Genomic DNA, 15,473 nt, shown 5'->3' with positions numbered 1-15,473 from the left:
GAGGCGTGGACATGGCATGCGCGCTCAGCCCCAGCCGCACCGTGGCGCAGGCGGTCCTCGCCCACCTGCATGCACCCGCGGCAAAACGCACATTGCGCCGTCGATCAGCCCTGCGAGCCGGCCGGGGTTCGCTCCTCCGCCGCATCGCGCTCTGCAGGCAGCTTGCGCGCTTCGCGCAACAGGCCGAATGCCCCAACCGTCATGCCCGCCGCAGCCAGCAAGCCGACGCCGAACACCGCACTGGAGCCCAAGGCCGAAACCAGCTTGTGGATCCACACGAAGCTGAGGTCGCCGCCGCGGTAGATCACCGTATCGATCGCCGCGCCGGCCTTGTAGCGCCACTCGCGATTGACCCGCGTGTACAGCGTCTCGCGTGCCGGCTTGGCGAGCGCGAACTCGCTGGAGCGGGTGATCACCTGCACGATCGCGATCATCATCGGCAACGGCGAGGCCGTCAGCACGGCATAGCCCAGGGTGATGGCCACGCCGGGAATCAGCAGCGCCGGCGCAATGCCGAAGCGCGACAACAGCGCACGCGTCACCAGCAATTGCAGCACCAGCGTCAGCGCGTTGACCGCCAGATCGATGGTGGCGTAGTACGCCGTACTGGCCGCCGCATCCGTATACAGCCGACGGACCAACGCGGCCTGCTCGTTGTAGAGCAAGGTGCCGACGCCCACGCCGAACAGAGTCATCAGCGCCAGCCAGCGCAACAGCGGCTCGCGCACGATCAGCTTGAGTCCGCCTAACACGTCGCCGCCCATCGGCACTTCGCCCGAATCCAGGCGAAACTGCCGTTCGCGCGCCACCGCCCATAGCCGCAGCCGCAATACGCACACCAGGCACACCGTCAGGAACCCGGCCGACACCAGCATCAGATGGGCGACGCCGATCCGCTCCACCAAGGTGCGGGTGAGGACGGGCCCGAGAAACGCGCCCAGCGTGCCCGCCGCACCGATGTAGCCGTAGTAGTTGCGCGCCTCGGCATTGCTGAAGACATCGGCCATGAAGCTCCAGAACACCGCCACCGCGAACAGGTTGAACACCGTCACCCACAGGAAGAACGCCATGCCGCGACCGGGCACGCCGCTGTCGAACAGCACATAGAACAGCAGCAGGGTCGCGATGAAGAAGCCGTACACCGCCGGCAGGAACACACGCCGCGGGTAACGGCTGACCAGCGCACCGTACAGCGGTTGCAGCAGCACCATGATCAGGAAGGTGCAGGTAAACAGCACCTGCAAGGTGAAGTCCTTGAGCGGCACACCGTGTGCGGCGAAGAAGGCGATCACGCCGGTGGGAAAGATCGCTTCCACATCCGCCGAGGCACCCATCGCCTCGCGTACCGGGCGCAACACGTAATACCCGCTCAGCAGGCAGAAGAAATACAGGAACGACCAGGTCAGCGGCGGCGAACGGCGCAATGCTGCGCTCAGCCGGCCAAGCGCAGAGCGCGGTGCAAGCGAGTGGGTCATGGCGTCAACATCGCCCGCGCGAACGAGCCCGACAGCAAGAGCATGGCAGCCACAGCACGCGGCGGAAGAAGCGCGCAAGTTAGCCGATGCAGCGCAGCACGACCAGCGGCCGCCGCACGCGGATGCCATGGCTCCATCGTCCGGCACGCCGCTTGCAGCGTTTCAGCCACAGGTCCACATGCAGGTCACCGGCTGCACTTCAGGCGCTCGAAGCGGCCCGGTTTCTGAATCAAAATCGTCAATAGGATCAATATGATGCCCATTCATCTTCCGGCAGTTTGTGCTATTGCGAAGCGCGGCGCTAGAATCGCCGAAGGCAGTGGAACAGGCGGGACAACCATGACACAAATGCGCAGGCGCCGACGGTTCCGTCCGTTGGCCATCGGGCTGCTTGGGGCGTTATTGCCTCTGGCCCTCTCTTCCACGGCACAGACGCCTGCGCCCACTGCTAACGCGTTGCAGCCAGCCACCATCGCGCAGTCTCCCACTGCACCGCTCGCGTACCGCGCGTCATTGCCGGCCAGCAGCGTGTTGGCGCCAGCCGCCGGCTTCGACGTGGCGGCGTTCGAATCGATGGCCGACCAGCTGACCTATGGCAACCGCGTGCCCGGCATGGCGATGGCCATCGTGCAGGGCGGCAAGGTGCTCAGCGCGCGCGGCTATGGGGTCACCGACGTCAATCGCCCGCAGCCGGTCGACGCCCACACCGTGTTCCGTCTGGCCTCGCTGTCCAAGGCCTTCGCCGGCACCATGGCCGGCCTGCTGGTCAACGACGGCGTGCTGCGCTGGGACAGCAAGGTGGTCGACTACGTGCCGGGCTTCCAGCTCAGCGATACCGCAGCGACCCGCCACCTCACCGTCGCCGAAGTGCTCAGCCATCGCGTCGGCCTGACCCGCAATGCCTACGACCGCGACATCGAGTCCAACGCCGATTACTACTCGCTCAGTCACAAGCTGGCGGCCGCGCCGCTGCGCTGTGCGCCGGGCGATTGCTATGCCTACCAGAATGTCGCTTTCAGTCTGGTGGGCGATGTGGTGTTTGCCGCCTCCGGCAGCTTCTACGAGCAATCGGTGGAGCGACGCATCTTCAAACCGCTGGGCATGAACGATGCCAGCATGGGCCTGGCCGGTATCCAGGCCAGCCCGCGTTGGGCAGTTCCGCATGTGCGCAGCCGCAATGGCTGGGTGTCGCTGACGCCCAAGCCCACCTATTACCGCCTCGCACCAGCCGCCGGCGTCAATGCAAGCGCCAGCGATATGGCGCAGTGGCTGCTTGCGCATACCGGGCACCGCCCCGATGTGTTGCCTGCCCCGCTGTTGGCCACCTTGCACGCACCGCTGATCTCCACTCCGGGCGAAATGCGCTCGGGTTGGCGCCACGAGCGCGTGGATGCCGCCAGCTACGCGCTGGGCTGGCGCGTGTTCGACTACGCCGGCCACCAGGTGATCTTCCATGCCGGCGCGGTGCAGGGCTATCGCGGCCTGGTCGCCCTGTTGCCCGAGCGCGACCTCGGCATCGCGATCATGTGGAACGGCGAGAGCGGCCTGCCCTCCGGCATGATGCCGACCATCCTGGACCGCGCGCTCGGGTTGCCGGCCAAGCGCTGGCTGGACATCGATGTGGATGGCGACTTCGGCAGCGAGAACATGCTGGCCGAACGACCCGATCCAGCCGGCAAGGGCGCTTCATCCGGCAAGTCGGTCGCCTCGCCGCGCTGAGCCAGCACGTCGCGGTCTCCAGCGCCTGATGGCGCACGTGCAGACACAGGCGGCTTCGGCCGCCTGTGTCGTTTCTGACCGGTGCACCGCCCGCGTACCGTCGCAGGACACCCCACGTCGCAGCACATGACGATGCGAGAGACGCGGTGCAGGAATGGATGGCACCGATCTCCGCCCTGATCGGAGCGGACGGATACGCGAATGGACGACGAAGGGCGTCGCACTGGCATGCGTAACGTATGCAGCGCGACTCCGCTCCCCGTTCGGCCTGGGCGGCTGCGCATCCGGAATGCGCGCGTCGCAGGCGGGGATGGCACCGCCGAGGCATCGCAATTCGTCCACGCGGGGGAGATGGCCTGCGATGCTCGGCCCGGACCGCGCGCCTGCTACCGAAGCCGCAGGCGTGGGACAGCATATGGACACACTCCTAGCTGGCGCGCCGGCCTGAGCGCTCGCCGCGTCGCACAGTGCGGCCGTGCAGTCGTGCAGTCGTGCAGCGGCTCGGCTCGGCGGAGTGCGGGCACCACGCCCCCCCCCCATCCGCCCTTCGGGCACCTTCCCCCGCAGGCGGGGGAAGGAAGGCGATACGCTTCGACCTCCGCCGCGCGGTGCGGCCGGTACGCTGGAATGCGGCCAGGGGTACGCTCAGCGAAGGCTGGCTGTGCTGGCAGATCTGGCTGTGATGCAGATTGGCTGTGCTGCAGATTGGCTGTGCTGCAGATTGGCTGTGCTGCAGATCTGGCTGTGATGCAGATATGGCTGTGATGCAGATATGGCTGTGATGCAGATATGGCTGTGATGCAGATATGGCGGTGCTGTAACTCTGGCCCTGCTGTAGATCTGACCATGCTGTAGCTTTGGCCATGCTGTAGCTCTCGCAGTGCTGCAATCCGGGCCATGCGGTAGCTCGACGGTACTGTGCTGGGGCCGCGGCGTAGCCCGCGACACGGCAGCCCGCAACTGGCGCTTTGGGCATCCTGCGCGTTGCACAGGACAGCTGGGGTAGATGTCGCGTTGCCGGTGGATACGGCCGGAGCAGGCATCTAGCGTCGTCCTCTACCCAGCTGCGTCGCAATGGGGTCGCCTGCCAGAGCCAGCAGCCCCGGTTTGCGTGACGCCGCCACGATCCCTGATCGGCCCATCAGCACCGCTGCGCACGCTGCAATCGACCTGAGGGACACACAATAAAAAAGCTCCCTCCCCGCTGGGCGTCGGGGAGAGAGCTCGATGTTTACGGCGATCGGGTGTTGCAGATCAGATCAGCGGTGCCGGGGTTGCGGGCAGCGCGACCGGAGCGGCCTTCTTCTTGCGAACGGCCGGCTTCTTCTTGGCGACCTTCTTCGCGGCAGGCTTTTTGGCAGCGGACTTCTTGGTAGCCGCCTTCTTGGTTGCCTTCTTCGCTACTGCCTTCTTGGCAGTCTTCTTGACGGCTGCCTTCTTGGTCGCCTTCTTGGCGGTCTTCTTCACTGCCTTCTTGGCGGCAGTCTTCTTGGTTGCCTTCTTCGCAGTCTTCTTCACTGCCTTCTTGGCGGTTGCCTTCTTGGCAGTCTTCTTGACGGCCTTCTTGGCAGCGGTCTTCTTCACTGCCTTCTTGGCGGTTGCCTTCTTCGCGACCTTCTTGGTCGCCTTCTTGGCGGCGGTCTTCTTCACTGCCTTCTTGGCGGTGGGTTTCTTCTTCGCAGCTTTTTTAGTGGCCATGTAATTGGCTCCTCGTCAGTGAACTATGGAGGTGAAACGCCCAGTTGAACCAAACCCCGCGCCGGCATGCCGTCGTCGGGAACCGTCCGCGGGTGATGCGCGACGGGACGGATACAGAAACACCCGCATCGAACGGCGACACGGGTGCGTGATCGGGACGACTGCTGTTTTCTTGGAGGGAAGCGGACCCGACTCCACCATCGATCGTGCTTCGGTGGACGTCTTGGACAAGCTGGTCGGCTTGGTGTCGATTCTGCTCACTCTCTTTCGCAGCAATGTCTGCTGGGCGAAACCTAATCACGCTTTTTTTTACTGTCAACACTCTTTTGCAAATTTTTTTCCGCCGGCCATCGCAATGTTCGGCATCGACGTCGGGCCGGTGCGCCGCACGCGGTATGCGCGGCCTGCCCATGGCGCACAGCCTCGCGACACCGTTTTCGAAAAAGCACTTCTTTTCGGCTGTTTTCTGCAAGCGACGCAAAACCGTGCGGCTGGAGCAGCCACGTTGCCGCGACTGCGCGGCACGCATCACGGCATCGCCCGCCGCCTGTCCGCCAGCTGAAAATTTTTTATCCGCAAGCTCCACTTCCGGCGTCGCACAAGCAGAAATGCGCAAACTTATTGCGTCGTTCGATCCTCGCGCATGCGCTCTTGCGCGGTGGCGATGGCACTGCACGCGAGATGGAAAGCATCGTCGACGCGCGTCGTCGCCGACAAAGTTTTCACCGAGCGCACGCCGGTCCCTCACGACCGACTCACGCCACAGACGTCCGACGCGCCGGCAGGGTGCCGCCGCCGTGGAATCCTGTCGAAGATGCAGGCAAGCGCGAACCCATCAGCGGCAGCACCGGCCATGGCGAGGCGTCGATCGCAGCGCGCGGGTCCGATTGCCCACTCGATCACGCTCCGGCACGCACATCGCGCGCGCCCTGCCTCCAAAAAAATGGCCGCTCGGAGAGCGGCCATCGGTATTGCGGCTGGCAAGCTGGAATCAGTGGTCGTCGTCTTCGAGCAGTTCGGCGTAGTCGTCCGGCGACAGCAGATCGTTGAGCTGGTCCTTGTCGTCCATCTCGACGACGAAGATCCAGCCGTCGCCGTAGGCGTCTTCGTTGATGGTTTCCGGCTTGTCGCTCAGCGCGCTGTTGACCTCGACCACGGTGCCGCTGACCGGGCTATACACGTCGGAGGCGGCCTTGACCGATTCGACCACCGCCGCGCCGTTGCCGACCTGCACGGTGTCGCCGACGCCCGGCAGTTCGACATAGACCAGGTCGCCCAGCAAGCCCTGCGCGTGGTCGGAGATACCGACGGTCACGCGGCCGTTGCTTTCGACGCGGGCCCACTCGTGGGATTTGAGGAACTTGAGGTCGCCAGGAATCTCGCTCATGGGTGTGCTCCGGGGAAACTTGGGGTTGGGGACAGGTGGCTAGTTTAGACCGCGCGATGAGACAGGTGCACGCGCGCCGGCATGGCTGGGCTGCATGCGATCGCATGACGCCGGCCGACGACGGCCGGCATCGCCAGACTCATTCGCCGAGAACGCCAGGATGCGCCTGCCCATCGCGCACGAACGGAAACTTCACCGCGCGCAACGGCACCTGGCGGCCGCGAATGTCCACGCGCAGGTCGTCGATGCTGCCGGCAGGCACGCGTGCGAAGGCGATCGCCTTGCCCAGCGTGGGCGAGAAGGTGCCGGACAGGATCTCGCCCTGGCCGGCCGCGGTGAGCACGGTCTGGCCGTGCCGCAGCACGCCCTTCTCGTCCATCACCACGCCGATCATCTGGCGCGGGGCGCCCTGCGCCTTTTGCGACTCGAGCACCTCGCGGCCGATGAAGTCGCGGCCTTCGTCCAGTGCGATGGTCCAGGCCAGCGCGGCCTCGTACGGACTGACAGCGTCGTCCATGTCCTGGCCATAAAGATTCATGCCCGCTTCCAGCCGCAGGGTGTCGCGCGCGCCCAGGCCGGCAGGCTTGACGCCCTGCGCGAGCAGCGAATTCCAGAACGCAACCGCCGCCTCCTGCGGGAGCACGATCTCGAAGCCGTCTTCGCCGGTGTAGCCAGTGCGTGCGACGAACAATGCGACGCCGTCGCGCGAGTGCGTCTGCAGCGCGGCAAAACGGCCGAGCTTGCTCGCAGCCGCGGCGTCGGCCGGGTCCAGCAACGCGATGACCTTGGCACGCGCGTTGGGGCCCTGCACCGCGACCATGGAGAAGTCGCTGCGCTCTTGCACTTGCACGTCGAAGCGTGCGGCCTGCGCGCCGATCCACTGCAGGTCCTTTTCGCGGGTGGCGGCATTGACCACCAGACGGAAGAAATCCTCGCGCATGAAATAGACGATGAGATCGTCGATCACCCCGCCCTGCGGGTTGAGCATGCAGGTGTACAGCGCCTTGCCGGCGACCTTGAGCTTGTCCACCGAGTTGGCGAGCAGGTAACGCAGGAACTCGCGCACGCGCGCCCCGTGCAGGTCGACCACGGTCATGTGGCTGACATCGAACATGCCGGCGTCGCGACGCACCTGATGGTGTTCGTCGATCTGCGAGCCGTAGTGGATCGGCATGTCCCAGCCGCCGAAGTCGACCATCTTGGCGCCGAGCGCACGATGGGTGTCGTTGAGGATGGTCTTCTGGGTCATGAGCGCCGGTCCGAGGAAAGTCGCCCATTATCGCCGCCCGGCCGCACTTGCGGGGAAGCCGTGCAGACGCACAGCCGGACTCCAAGGCGCGTACGCCTGACACTGCGACCCCGCACTGCAACATGCCGTGCAGCACGGGATGCCGGCGTATCGATCAGCCCGCCGCTTCCACCAGCAAGGTCATGCCATCCACGCCGACGATACGTACCGGTGCGCCGGCCGGCAGCTCCGGGCCGCTGACCACCCGGAACGCATCGTCGGCCTCGGCGCGACCGCGGCCATCGTGGCTGGGCTGATCGAGCAACACGCGACGGCCGCTCAATTGCTCGGCGCGCCGGTTGAGCAAGGGACGGTCGCGTTGCCGCCGCTTGCCGCCAAACCAGCTGCGCTAGACGTGCACCGACACGAAGCTGAGCAGCGCGAACGCCACGATCTGCACCAAAAGCGGCATGCCCGGCACTGCCGGCACCAGCACGCACACCGCGGCCGCGGCAATACCCATCCACAACAGGAATGCACCAGGCACCAAGGTCTCGGCGGCGATCAACAGCAGCGCCAGCACCGCCTACACCACCACGTCCCGACGCATGGCTCAGCCTCGCGCGCGCAGCGGCATCGGCGGCACCCGAACGCCGGCGGTATCGGGCGTGGCCAGCGCTTCCTTTGCCAGGTTGGCGATGCCGGCGATCGAGCCGATGATGCCGCTGGACTCCATCGGCATCGGCAGCAACTTCTGACTGGGCGCAGTGGCCAGCGCCTCGAACGCCTCCACGTCATTTTGCGCAACGAAACGATTGCTCGCCTGCACGCTGCCGTTGGCGATCGCATCGGACACCGCCTGGCTGGCGCGGGATTCGGCCTCGGCCAGCCGCCCGCCTGCTTCTGCATCACGGAAGGCGGCTTCCTCGCGGCCTTCGGCCTCGAGCACGGCGGCCTGTTTCTCGCCATCGGCACGCAGGACCTCCGATTGCCGAGAGCCTTCTTCCAGAATCTGCGCGGGCTTTTCGCGCTCGGCCTTCATCTGCCGCGCCGTCGAATCGATCGGATCGCGCGGCGGCTAGGTGTCGCGGATGTACATGGTGTGGGTGTAGCGGCCGAAGCGCTCCACCGTGCACTGGAATCCCTGCGGCACCATGGGCACGGTCTTGAACGACACGACGACGCCGGCGACCAGCACGACGATGGCCAGAAACGAAGTTGGAACCCTGCGCAGTCCCTTTGCATGACGCGTCGGTCCTGCGCGAGGTAGGCACCCGCCGCATACATCGCACCGGCGGCAACGGGCAACGCTGCGCAGCACCGATCACGCCGTTGCGCGCAAGCTTCAGCCGGCCTGCGCGACCGGCGTCTACCCGGCTCAGGCGCTGCGTGGCGCGAACATGATGACCGCCATGCCCAGCAGGCAGCAGGCGGCACCGAGCAGGTCCCAGCGCGTGGGCACGATGCGATCCACCCACCACAGCCACAGCAGCGCACTGGCGATATAGACCCCGCCATAGGCCGCGTAGGTGCGCCCGCTGGCGGTGGGATGCAGGCTCAACAGCCACACGAACAGCGCAAGGCTCAACGCGGTGGGCAGCAGCAACCACACACTGCCGCCCTTGCGCAGCCATAGATAAGGAAGGTAGCAGCCCACCAGCTCGGCCACGGCGGTGGCGACGAACAGCAGCACGGTGCCCAGCGCGGAGTTCATCGGTGTGCCGCAGGGCCGGTATCGGGCATCGCCGCTGCGGCCGCTTCGTCCCGCTTGACCTGTTGCCACAAGGCTTCCTGCGCACTCAACGACAGCGCGTCCAGTGCGCTGCCCTGCGCCTGCGCGCGGGCCTCCATCGCGCGGAAGCGCCGTTCGAATTTCAGGTTGGCGTGCCGCAGCGCGGCGCCCACGTCGACCTTGGCATGCCGCGCCAGATTGGCGCAGACGAACAGGACATCGCCGAGTTCGTCTTGCAGGCGCGCCTGATTGTCGGCCACCGGGCCGCGCGTGAATTCCACCCGCAGTTCCTCGATTTCTTCCTGCAGTTTGTCCAGCACCGGCGCCGGGCCCGGCCAGTCGAAGCCGACCCGCGCCGCGCGCGCCTGCAGCTTGGTGGAGCGCTGCCACTCCGGTAGGCCACGGGCGATGCCGGCAAGTGCCGAGTCGTCCTGGTGTCCGGCGGTGCGGCGTTCGTCGCGCTTGATCCGCTCCCAATTGGTGCTGACCGCCTGCGCATCGTCGGCCACCTGCGCCGCGAACACATGCGGGTGGCGACGCACCAGCTTGTCGCTGAGCGTGGCGACCACATCGGCAAACCCGAACGCGCCCTGCTCGGCCGCCATTTGCGCGTGGAAGACCACCTGCAGCAGCAGGTCGCCCAGCTCGTCGCGCAACCCCTGCAGATCGTTGCGATCGATCGCGTCGGCCACTTCGTAGGCCTCTTCGATGGTGTACGGGGCGATGCTGGCGAAGGTCTGCTCAAGATCCCACGGGCATCCATGCTCGCGGTCGCGCAGGCGCGCCATCAGCTGCAGCAGGCCGTGGAGATCGCCGGTGGAGGGAGTCTGGGACATGCTGGATTCCTGAAACGGGATGCGGGGAGAAGGCGCCTTCCGCGATTCACCGGCGCGCCGCGCCGATCGCCGAAACCGATGCCGCGCGGAGAAGCTGCCGAAGTGTAGCGGTCAGCCGATGACGGCCCTGCCCGCCGGCCGTTCGCCACGCACACGAGCGACGGTCACGCTCAGGCCAGCCAATCGCGCCATGGCAGATTGGGGTCGCCCAGCGCGATGAAATCGCCGTTGAGCAAGGTCTCGCGACGGTTGTAGCGGAACGGTTTGCCGCTGGCGCCGGCCAGCAGGACGCCGCCGGCGGCGTGCAGCACGCACTGGCCTGCGGCTGTGTCCCACTCGGACGTGGGGCCGAAGCGAGGGTAGACATCCAGATCGCCTTCGGCGATGCGGCAGAACTTCAACGACGAACCCTGCGCCACCACGTCGACCTCGCCCATGCGCTCCAGCGCGGCCGTGGTGCGCGCATCGCGGTGCGAGCGGCTGGCCGCCACCCGTAGCGGCGAAGCGGCCGGCGTGCGCGTCTGCAGCATTTCATCGCGATCGCCATCGCGTCGGTAGGCGTTCTCGCCGCGTGCGGCGTACCACACCCGGCCGTCCACCGGCGCCTGCACCACGCCCAGCACCGGCGCGCCCATATGGATGAGCGCGATGTTGACGCTGAACTCGCCATTGCGCTTGACGAATTCGCGGGTGCCATCGAGCGGATCGACCAGCCAGTAGCTGGTCCAGTACTGGCGCTGCGTCCATGCCACGTGCGCGGATTCTTCCGACAGCACCGGCACGTCCGGGGTGATCCGGCGCAGCCCTTCGACGATGACGCGGTTGGCGGCCAGATCGGCCTGGGTCAACGGGCTGGCATCGTCCTTGATCTGGACCGCGAAGTCCTGTGCGTACACCTGCATGATGGCGTCGCCGGCTTCGCGGGCGATGGCGATCACGGTTTCGCGCAACTCCATCGGGATGCGGATCATCGGTTGCGCTCCAGCCACTCGCGCGCAATGAACAGTGCCGCCAGCGAGCGGCCTTCGGAAAAATCATCGCGCAGCATCAACTCGTCCAGGCGCGCCAGCGGCCAGGGGATCACTTCCATCTCTTCCGGTTCGTCGCCGGGCAGGCGTTCGGGGTAGAGGTCGCGCGCCAGCACCAGCCACGATTGGTGACTCATATAAGTAGGAGCGAGCGTCATGGCGCGCAGCACCTGCACCTGGCGCGCGCCGTAGCCGGCTTCTTCCTTCAACTCGCGGTCGGCGGCCTGCTCGGGCGTCTCGCCGGCATCGATGCGGCCCTTGACCAGGCCCAGCTCGTAGCGGTGCACGCCGGCGGCGTACTCGCGCACCAGCAGCACGGTCTGTTCGTCCAGCAGCGGCACCACCACCACCGCGCCATGGCCCTGGCTGAGCTGGCGTTCGTAGATGCGGCGCTGGCCGTTGGAAAATTCCAGATCCAGCTGCTGGCGCCGGAACGGCCCGTCGCCCAGATCGGTGGTCTTGTGGATGATCGGCAGACGCGGGCTCATGCGCAGCACGCAGCCGCGGAGCGGGCCGATAGAATAGGCGGATGCATCGACATGTTCATGAGCCCGAAATCCTAGCAGACCCGGCAGCCTCCGCAGCTGCCGATCATTGGCGAGAACGCGATCTCGCGGTGCTGTGGCACCCATGCACGCAGATGCGCGAGCACCCGCACACGCTTCCGCTGGTACCGATCGCCCGCGGCGAGGGCGCCTGGCTGATCGGCCACGATGGTCGCCGTTATCTGGACGCGGTCAGCAGCTGGTGGACCAACCTGTTCGGCCACGCCGAACCGCGTATCGGTGCGGCCATCGCGCAGCAGGCCGGCACGCTGGAGCAGGTCATGCTGGCCGGCTTCACGCATGCGCCGGCAGTGCAGCTGGCCGAGCGCCTGCTGGCGATTGCACCGCGCCAGGCCGGGCGCGCGCCGCTGGCCAAGGTGTTCTATGCCGACAATGGTTCGGCCGGCGTGGAGGTGGCCTTGAAGATGGCCTTCCACTATTTCCACAACCGCGGCGAGCACGGCCGCACGCGTTTCATCGCACTGGAGAACGGTTACCACGGCGAGACCATCGGCGCGCTGTCGGTGGGCGATATTCCCTTGTATCGCCGCGTGTACGCACCGCTGCTGCTGGAATCGCTCTTTGCGCCATCCCCGGATGCCTATCTGGCCGAGCCCGGACAGACTGCGGAGGAGTACGCGCTGCAGGCAGCTGATGCACTGCAGGCCATGTTCGAGCGCTCGCCTGGGCAGATCTGCGCGCTGATCCTGGAGCCGCGCGTGCAGTGCGCCGGCGGCATGCGCATGTATCACCCGGCCTATCTGCGTCGGGCACGCGAACTGTGCGATGCGCATGGCGCGTTCCTGATTGCCGACGAGATCGCCTCCGGCTTCGGCCGCACCGGCACCTTGTTCGCCTGCGAACAGGCCGGGGTGATGCCCGACCTGTTGTGCCTGTCCAAGGGCCTGACCGGCGGCTTCCTGCCATTGGCGGCGGTGCTGGCCACGCAAGCGGTATACGACGCGTTCCTGGATGATTCGCGCGAGCGCGCGTTCCTGCATTCGCATAGCTATACCGGCAATCCACTGGCATGCGCGGCCGCGTTGGCGACCCTGCAGATCTTCGCGGACGACGAGGTGATTGCGCGCAACCAACACACCGCTGCCCACATGGCCACGCTCGCGGCGCAGATCGGCGAACACCCGGCGGTGGCGGACGTGCGTCAGGCCGGCATGATCGTGGCGTTCGAGCTGACCCGGGACGGCGACAAGCGTACGCCCTTCCCTGCGGCGGCGCGGGTCGGGTTGAAGGCGTATCGCGCAGCGCTGAACCGTGGCGTGGTGCTGCGGCCGCTGGGCGATGTGCTGTACTGGATGCCGCCGTATTGCGTGGACGAGACGCAACTCGCGTTGCTGGCGGCCACTACCCGCCACGCCATCGAGGAGGCCGTTGCATGCGCCTGACCCGCTCGCATGTGGCACTGCCGCTGCAGTGCGACCAGGACGTCACCCTGCCAGACGAGTCCGCCAATCACCTGCTGCGCGTGCTGCGTCTGCGCGAGGGCGATGCCTGCATTCTGTTTAATGGCGACGGCAGCGATTACCACGCCCGCATCAGCGTGGCCGGCAAGCGCGAGGCGCGTGCGCGGGTGGAGCGTGTCGAGCCCCTGCACAACGAATCGCCATTGCGGATCACTCTGCTGCAGGGCATTGCACGCGGCGAGAAGATGGACCTGATCCTGCAGAAGGCCACCGAGTTGGGCGTTGCGGCCATCGTGCCGGTCAATGCCGAGCGCACCGAGGTCAAGCTGGATGCGGCACGCCTGGAGAAACGCGTGGCGCACTGGCGCAGCGTGGTGGTGTCCGCATGTGAGCAATCCGGCCGCGCGCGCATACCCACCGTCGCTGCGCCGCTTGGCTTGCAAGAGGCAGCGCAGGCCAGCGACCTGCAGGCACTGCGGCTGACCCTGGACCCGCAGGGTGAGCATCGCCTGTCCACGCTGAGTGCGGATATGGAACAGGGGCTTATCGTGGCGATCGGGCCGGAGGGCGGCTGGTCGCCGCGCGATCGCGCCATCCTGGCAGACGCCGGCTTCAGCGGCCTGCAATTGGGCCCGCGCATCCTGCGCACCGAAACCGCCGGGCTGGCGGCGATTGCGGCACTGCAATCGCGGTTCGGGGATCTATAAGGCGCTGCCGTGGCGGCATGGATCGTGGAAGGTGCAGCTACACGCGGATGGGGCAGCTCCCACAGGCAAGGCAGCCACGATGACGCGCAGGAGCGCAACCGGTCGCGACAGGGCTTCCCCTGGAGAGCGACGTTTTCCAGCAGCCACGGCAATGCCTCTCGCCCCCAGGGGCGCTCGTGCAACGCCCTGGGGCACTCCTGCATGGCGATGCGATCTGGTTTTGGCTTAGAGCAGCCGGCAAAACGACTGCGCGGCCGCCAGGCGGGCGCGGTAGGTGCTCGGTGCGGCATGTACCACGCGTACACTGTGGTTGCTCCGCGCCGTCCGCCCCCACCTCACGACCGCTCGCTACGTTTTATTAGCCGCGCTAGCTGGCGCGCTGCAAAAACCAGTTGGCCGCGCCGATCACGCCGAGCTGGCCGTGTTCGACAATGCGCACCGGCACCTGCTCCAGCGCGGGGCGCAGCGTACCCTTGTCGAGCAGGCGGGCGACGAAATCGCTGGCGGCGATGAAGTCGGCGATCTGCGGCAGGAACCCACCGGCCAGATACACGCCGCTACGGATGCCGTACAGCAGCATCATGTCGCCGACCACGCTGCCCATGAAACCACAGAACGCCTGCAGCGCATCGCGCGCGAGCACGTCGTTGCCGGCCAGTGCGGCGGCGGTGACATCGGCCGGACCGGCATGCACCGCCGGCTCGCCGCGCAGCGTGGCCAGTGCGGTGTAGAGCGTCAATAGACCTGGGCCCGACAGCAACGTTTCGGTGCCTACGTGGCTGCGCGTGCGGCGCAGTTCCTGCAGCAAGGCCACCTCCAGATCGCTGGCAGCGGCAAGCGCGGCGTGGCCGGCTTCGGTCGGCAGCACGACCGGGTTGGCACCATTGGGGATCCACACCGCCGCACCCAGCCCCGTTCCCGGGCCGAGCACCAGTGCCGGGCCGGGCGCGCCCTGCGCCGGGCCGGAGAGCTGCATGACCTGATTGCCGACCATGGAATTGGCCGCATAGGCCACCGCTTCGAAATCGTTGACCAGGTGCAGCGCCTGCATACCGAGCTGGCGGCGGATCTGCTCCGGCGCTAATACCCACGGCAGGTTCGCGGTGATCACATTGCCGTCCTCCAGCGCATACCCGGCGCTGGCAATCACGCCGCGGCGCACCGGCGCGCATCCCAACTCGGTAAAGAAGGCGGACATGATCTCGGCCAGGCCCGGGTAATCGGCGCAGCGGTACTTGCGGTAGTCGAGCACCGTGACCGGCGTGCGCGCATCGTTGCTCGGGCACACCAACGCCAGGCGCACATGCGTCCCTCCCACGTCTGCGGCAACGAAGGTGTCGGGGCGCGGAAAGGCCACCGCTTCCATTGGGCTGCTTGCGCTCACGCGTTCTCCTGATAAGTGGCAGCGGGCTGGCGTCGAGTCCCGCTGTCCGACGAACGGCACCGGGTAGACAACGTTGTCAGTAATCGCCGTGTAACGCAACCGTGCCGGCCACAATCGACGCCGTCCCGGCCTACGCCCATCATCCACGAAAAATCCGCACCGATCACAACGATTTCCGCACAAACATCGGGCAAGACCCGGCTACGCTCCGTGCAGCCATTGAAAGCGCCAATCGCGCCCTCCGGCCAGCTGCATTATCGCGGCCGGACGCACGCGCACTTCGGCGATCACGTCGCAAAAATGCTGCATTGCA

Annotated in this window: 12 protein-coding genes, 1 other RNA gene and 3 pseudogenes; 5 read left to right on the top strand and 11 right to left on the bottom strand. The window is 66.6% G+C overall.

All coding sequences use genetic code 11. The features are described from left to right. Positions 1–104: 104 nt before the first annotated feature. Positions 105–1,475, bottom strand: coding sequence for an NTP/NDP exchange transporter (locus tag XcodCFBP4690_RS01255; protein ID WP_104539239.1), 1,371 nt, complete (start codon positions 1,473–1,475; stop codon positions 105–107). A 339-nt stretch (positions 1,476–1,814) separates the two neighbouring features. On the opposite strand from XcodCFBP4690_RS01255, the gene XcodCFBP4690_RS01250 reads away from it, so the two are divergent. Further along, a complete protein-coding gene (locus XcodCFBP4690_RS01250; protein ID WP_104539238.1) occupies positions 1,815–3,194 on the top strand; it encodes a serine hydrolase domain-containing protein in 1,380 nt (459 codons plus the stop codon). 1,254 nt (positions 3,195–4,448) lie between these two features. Here XcodCFBP4690_RS01250 and XcodCFBP4690_RS01245 read toward each other — a convergent pair. Beyond that, positions 4,449–4,892 (bottom strand): histidine biosynthesis protein HisIE, encoded by a 444-nt coding sequence (locus tag XcodCFBP4690_RS01245; protein WP_104539237.1) that lies wholly within the window; start codon positions 4,890–4,892, stop codon positions 4,449–4,451. Positions 4,893–5,115: 223 nt separating this feature from the next. On the opposite strand from XcodCFBP4690_RS01245, the gene XcodCFBP4690_RS22300 reads away from it, so the two are divergent. Next, positions 5,116–5,454, top strand: coding sequence for a hypothetical protein (locus XcodCFBP4690_RS22300; protein ID WP_146091802.1), 339 nt, complete (start codon positions 5,116–5,118; stop codon positions 5,452–5,454). 429 nt (positions 5,455–5,883) lie between these two features. Here the strand turns inward: XcodCFBP4690_RS22300 and gcvH are convergent, their stop codons facing one another. The 8 genes and pseudogenes from gcvH to nudE form a co-directional block, all read right to left on the bottom strand. Then, a complete protein-coding gene (gcvH, locus tag XcodCFBP4690_RS01230; protein ID WP_104539234.1) occupies positions 5,884–6,279 on the bottom strand; it encodes a glycine cleavage system protein GcvH in 396 nt (131 codons plus the stop codon). 139 nt (positions 6,280–6,418) lie between these two features. Beyond that, positions 6,419–7,528, bottom strand: coding sequence for a glycine cleavage system aminomethyltransferase GcvT (gene gcvT, locus XcodCFBP4690_RS01225; protein WP_104539233.1), 1,110 nt, complete (start codon positions 7,526–7,528; stop codon positions 6,419–6,421). A 154-nt stretch (positions 7,529–7,682) separates the two neighbouring features. Beyond that, positions 7,683–8,090 (bottom strand): annotated as a pseudogene (locus tag XcodCFBP4690_RS01220) (NfeD family protein). Positions 8,091–8,120: 30 nt separating this feature from the next. Beyond that, positions 8,121–8,741, bottom strand: a pseudogene (locus XcodCFBP4690_RS01215) (SPFH domain-containing protein). 144 nt (positions 8,742–8,885) lie between these two features. Then, a complete protein-coding gene (locus tag XcodCFBP4690_RS01210) occupies positions 8,886–9,221 on the bottom strand; it encodes a YnfA family protein (RefSeq protein ID WP_104539232.1) in 336 nt (111 codons plus the stop codon). Between the two features lie 29 nt (positions 9,222–9,250). After that, positions 9,251–10,075 (bottom strand): annotated as a pseudogene (gene mazG, locus XcodCFBP4690_RS01205) (nucleoside triphosphate pyrophosphohydrolase); the annotation flags it as partial. 170 nt (positions 10,076–10,245) lie between these two features. After that, positions 10,246–11,046 carry a 3'(2'),5'-bisphosphate nucleotidase CysQ gene (gene cysQ / locus XcodCFBP4690_RS01200; protein WP_104539230.1) on the bottom strand — a complete coding sequence of 267 codons (801 nt, stop codon included), beginning with the start codon at positions 11,044–11,046 and terminating at the stop codon, positions 10,246–10,248. Continuing rightward, positions 11,043–11,591: an ADP compounds hydrolase NudE gene (gene nudE / locus XcodCFBP4690_RS01195; RefSeq protein ID WP_167394413.1), complete on the bottom strand. Its 549-nt coding sequence runs from the start codon at positions 11,589–11,591 to the stop codon at positions 11,043–11,045. The genes cysQ and nudE overlap by 4 nt, the downstream gene beginning before the upstream one ends. A gap of 41 nt (positions 11,592–11,632) precedes the next feature. Between nudE and bioA the strand changes: the two genes are divergently transcribed. The 3 genes from bioA to XcodCFBP4690_RS01180 all read left to right on the top strand — a co-directional run bounded on the left by bioA (position 11,633) and on the right by XcodCFBP4690_RS01180 (position 14,140). Further along, entirely contained in the window at positions 11,633–13,051 is a 1,419-nt protein-coding gene (bioA, locus tag XcodCFBP4690_RS01190) for an adenosylmethionine--8-amino-7-oxononanoate transaminase (protein ID WP_104539228.1), read from the top strand. Further along, positions 13,042–13,776 (top strand): 16S rRNA (uracil(1498)-N(3))-methyltransferase, encoded by a 735-nt coding sequence (locus tag XcodCFBP4690_RS01185; protein WP_104539227.1) that lies wholly within the window; start codon positions 13,042–13,044, stop codon positions 13,774–13,776. Before bioA ends, XcodCFBP4690_RS01185 begins: the two co-directional genes overlap by 10 nt. A gap of 288 nt (positions 13,777–14,064) precedes the next feature. Next, positions 14,065–14,140, top strand: a non-coding RNA gene (locus XcodCFBP4690_RS01180) — sX9 sRNA. A gap of 3 nt (positions 14,141–14,143) precedes the next feature. On the opposite strand, the gene XcodCFBP4690_RS01175 is transcribed toward XcodCFBP4690_RS01180, so the two are convergent. Further along, positions 14,144–15,142 carry a glucokinase family protein gene (locus XcodCFBP4690_RS01175; protein ID WP_208622664.1) on the bottom strand — a complete coding sequence of 333 codons (999 nt, stop codon included), beginning with the start codon at positions 15,140–15,142 and terminating at the stop codon, positions 14,144–14,146. Positions 15,143–15,473: the final 331 nt, after the last annotated feature.

The sequence above is a fragment of the Xanthomonas codiaei genome (assembly GCF_002939785.1).
In the GTDB taxonomy this organism is placed as follows: Bacteria; Pseudomonadota; Gammaproteobacteria; order Xanthomonadales; family Xanthomonadaceae; genus Xanthomonas; species Xanthomonas codiaei.
Note: the sequence above shows the minus strand (reverse complement) of the source record. Positions and strands in the feature narration are given on the sequence as shown.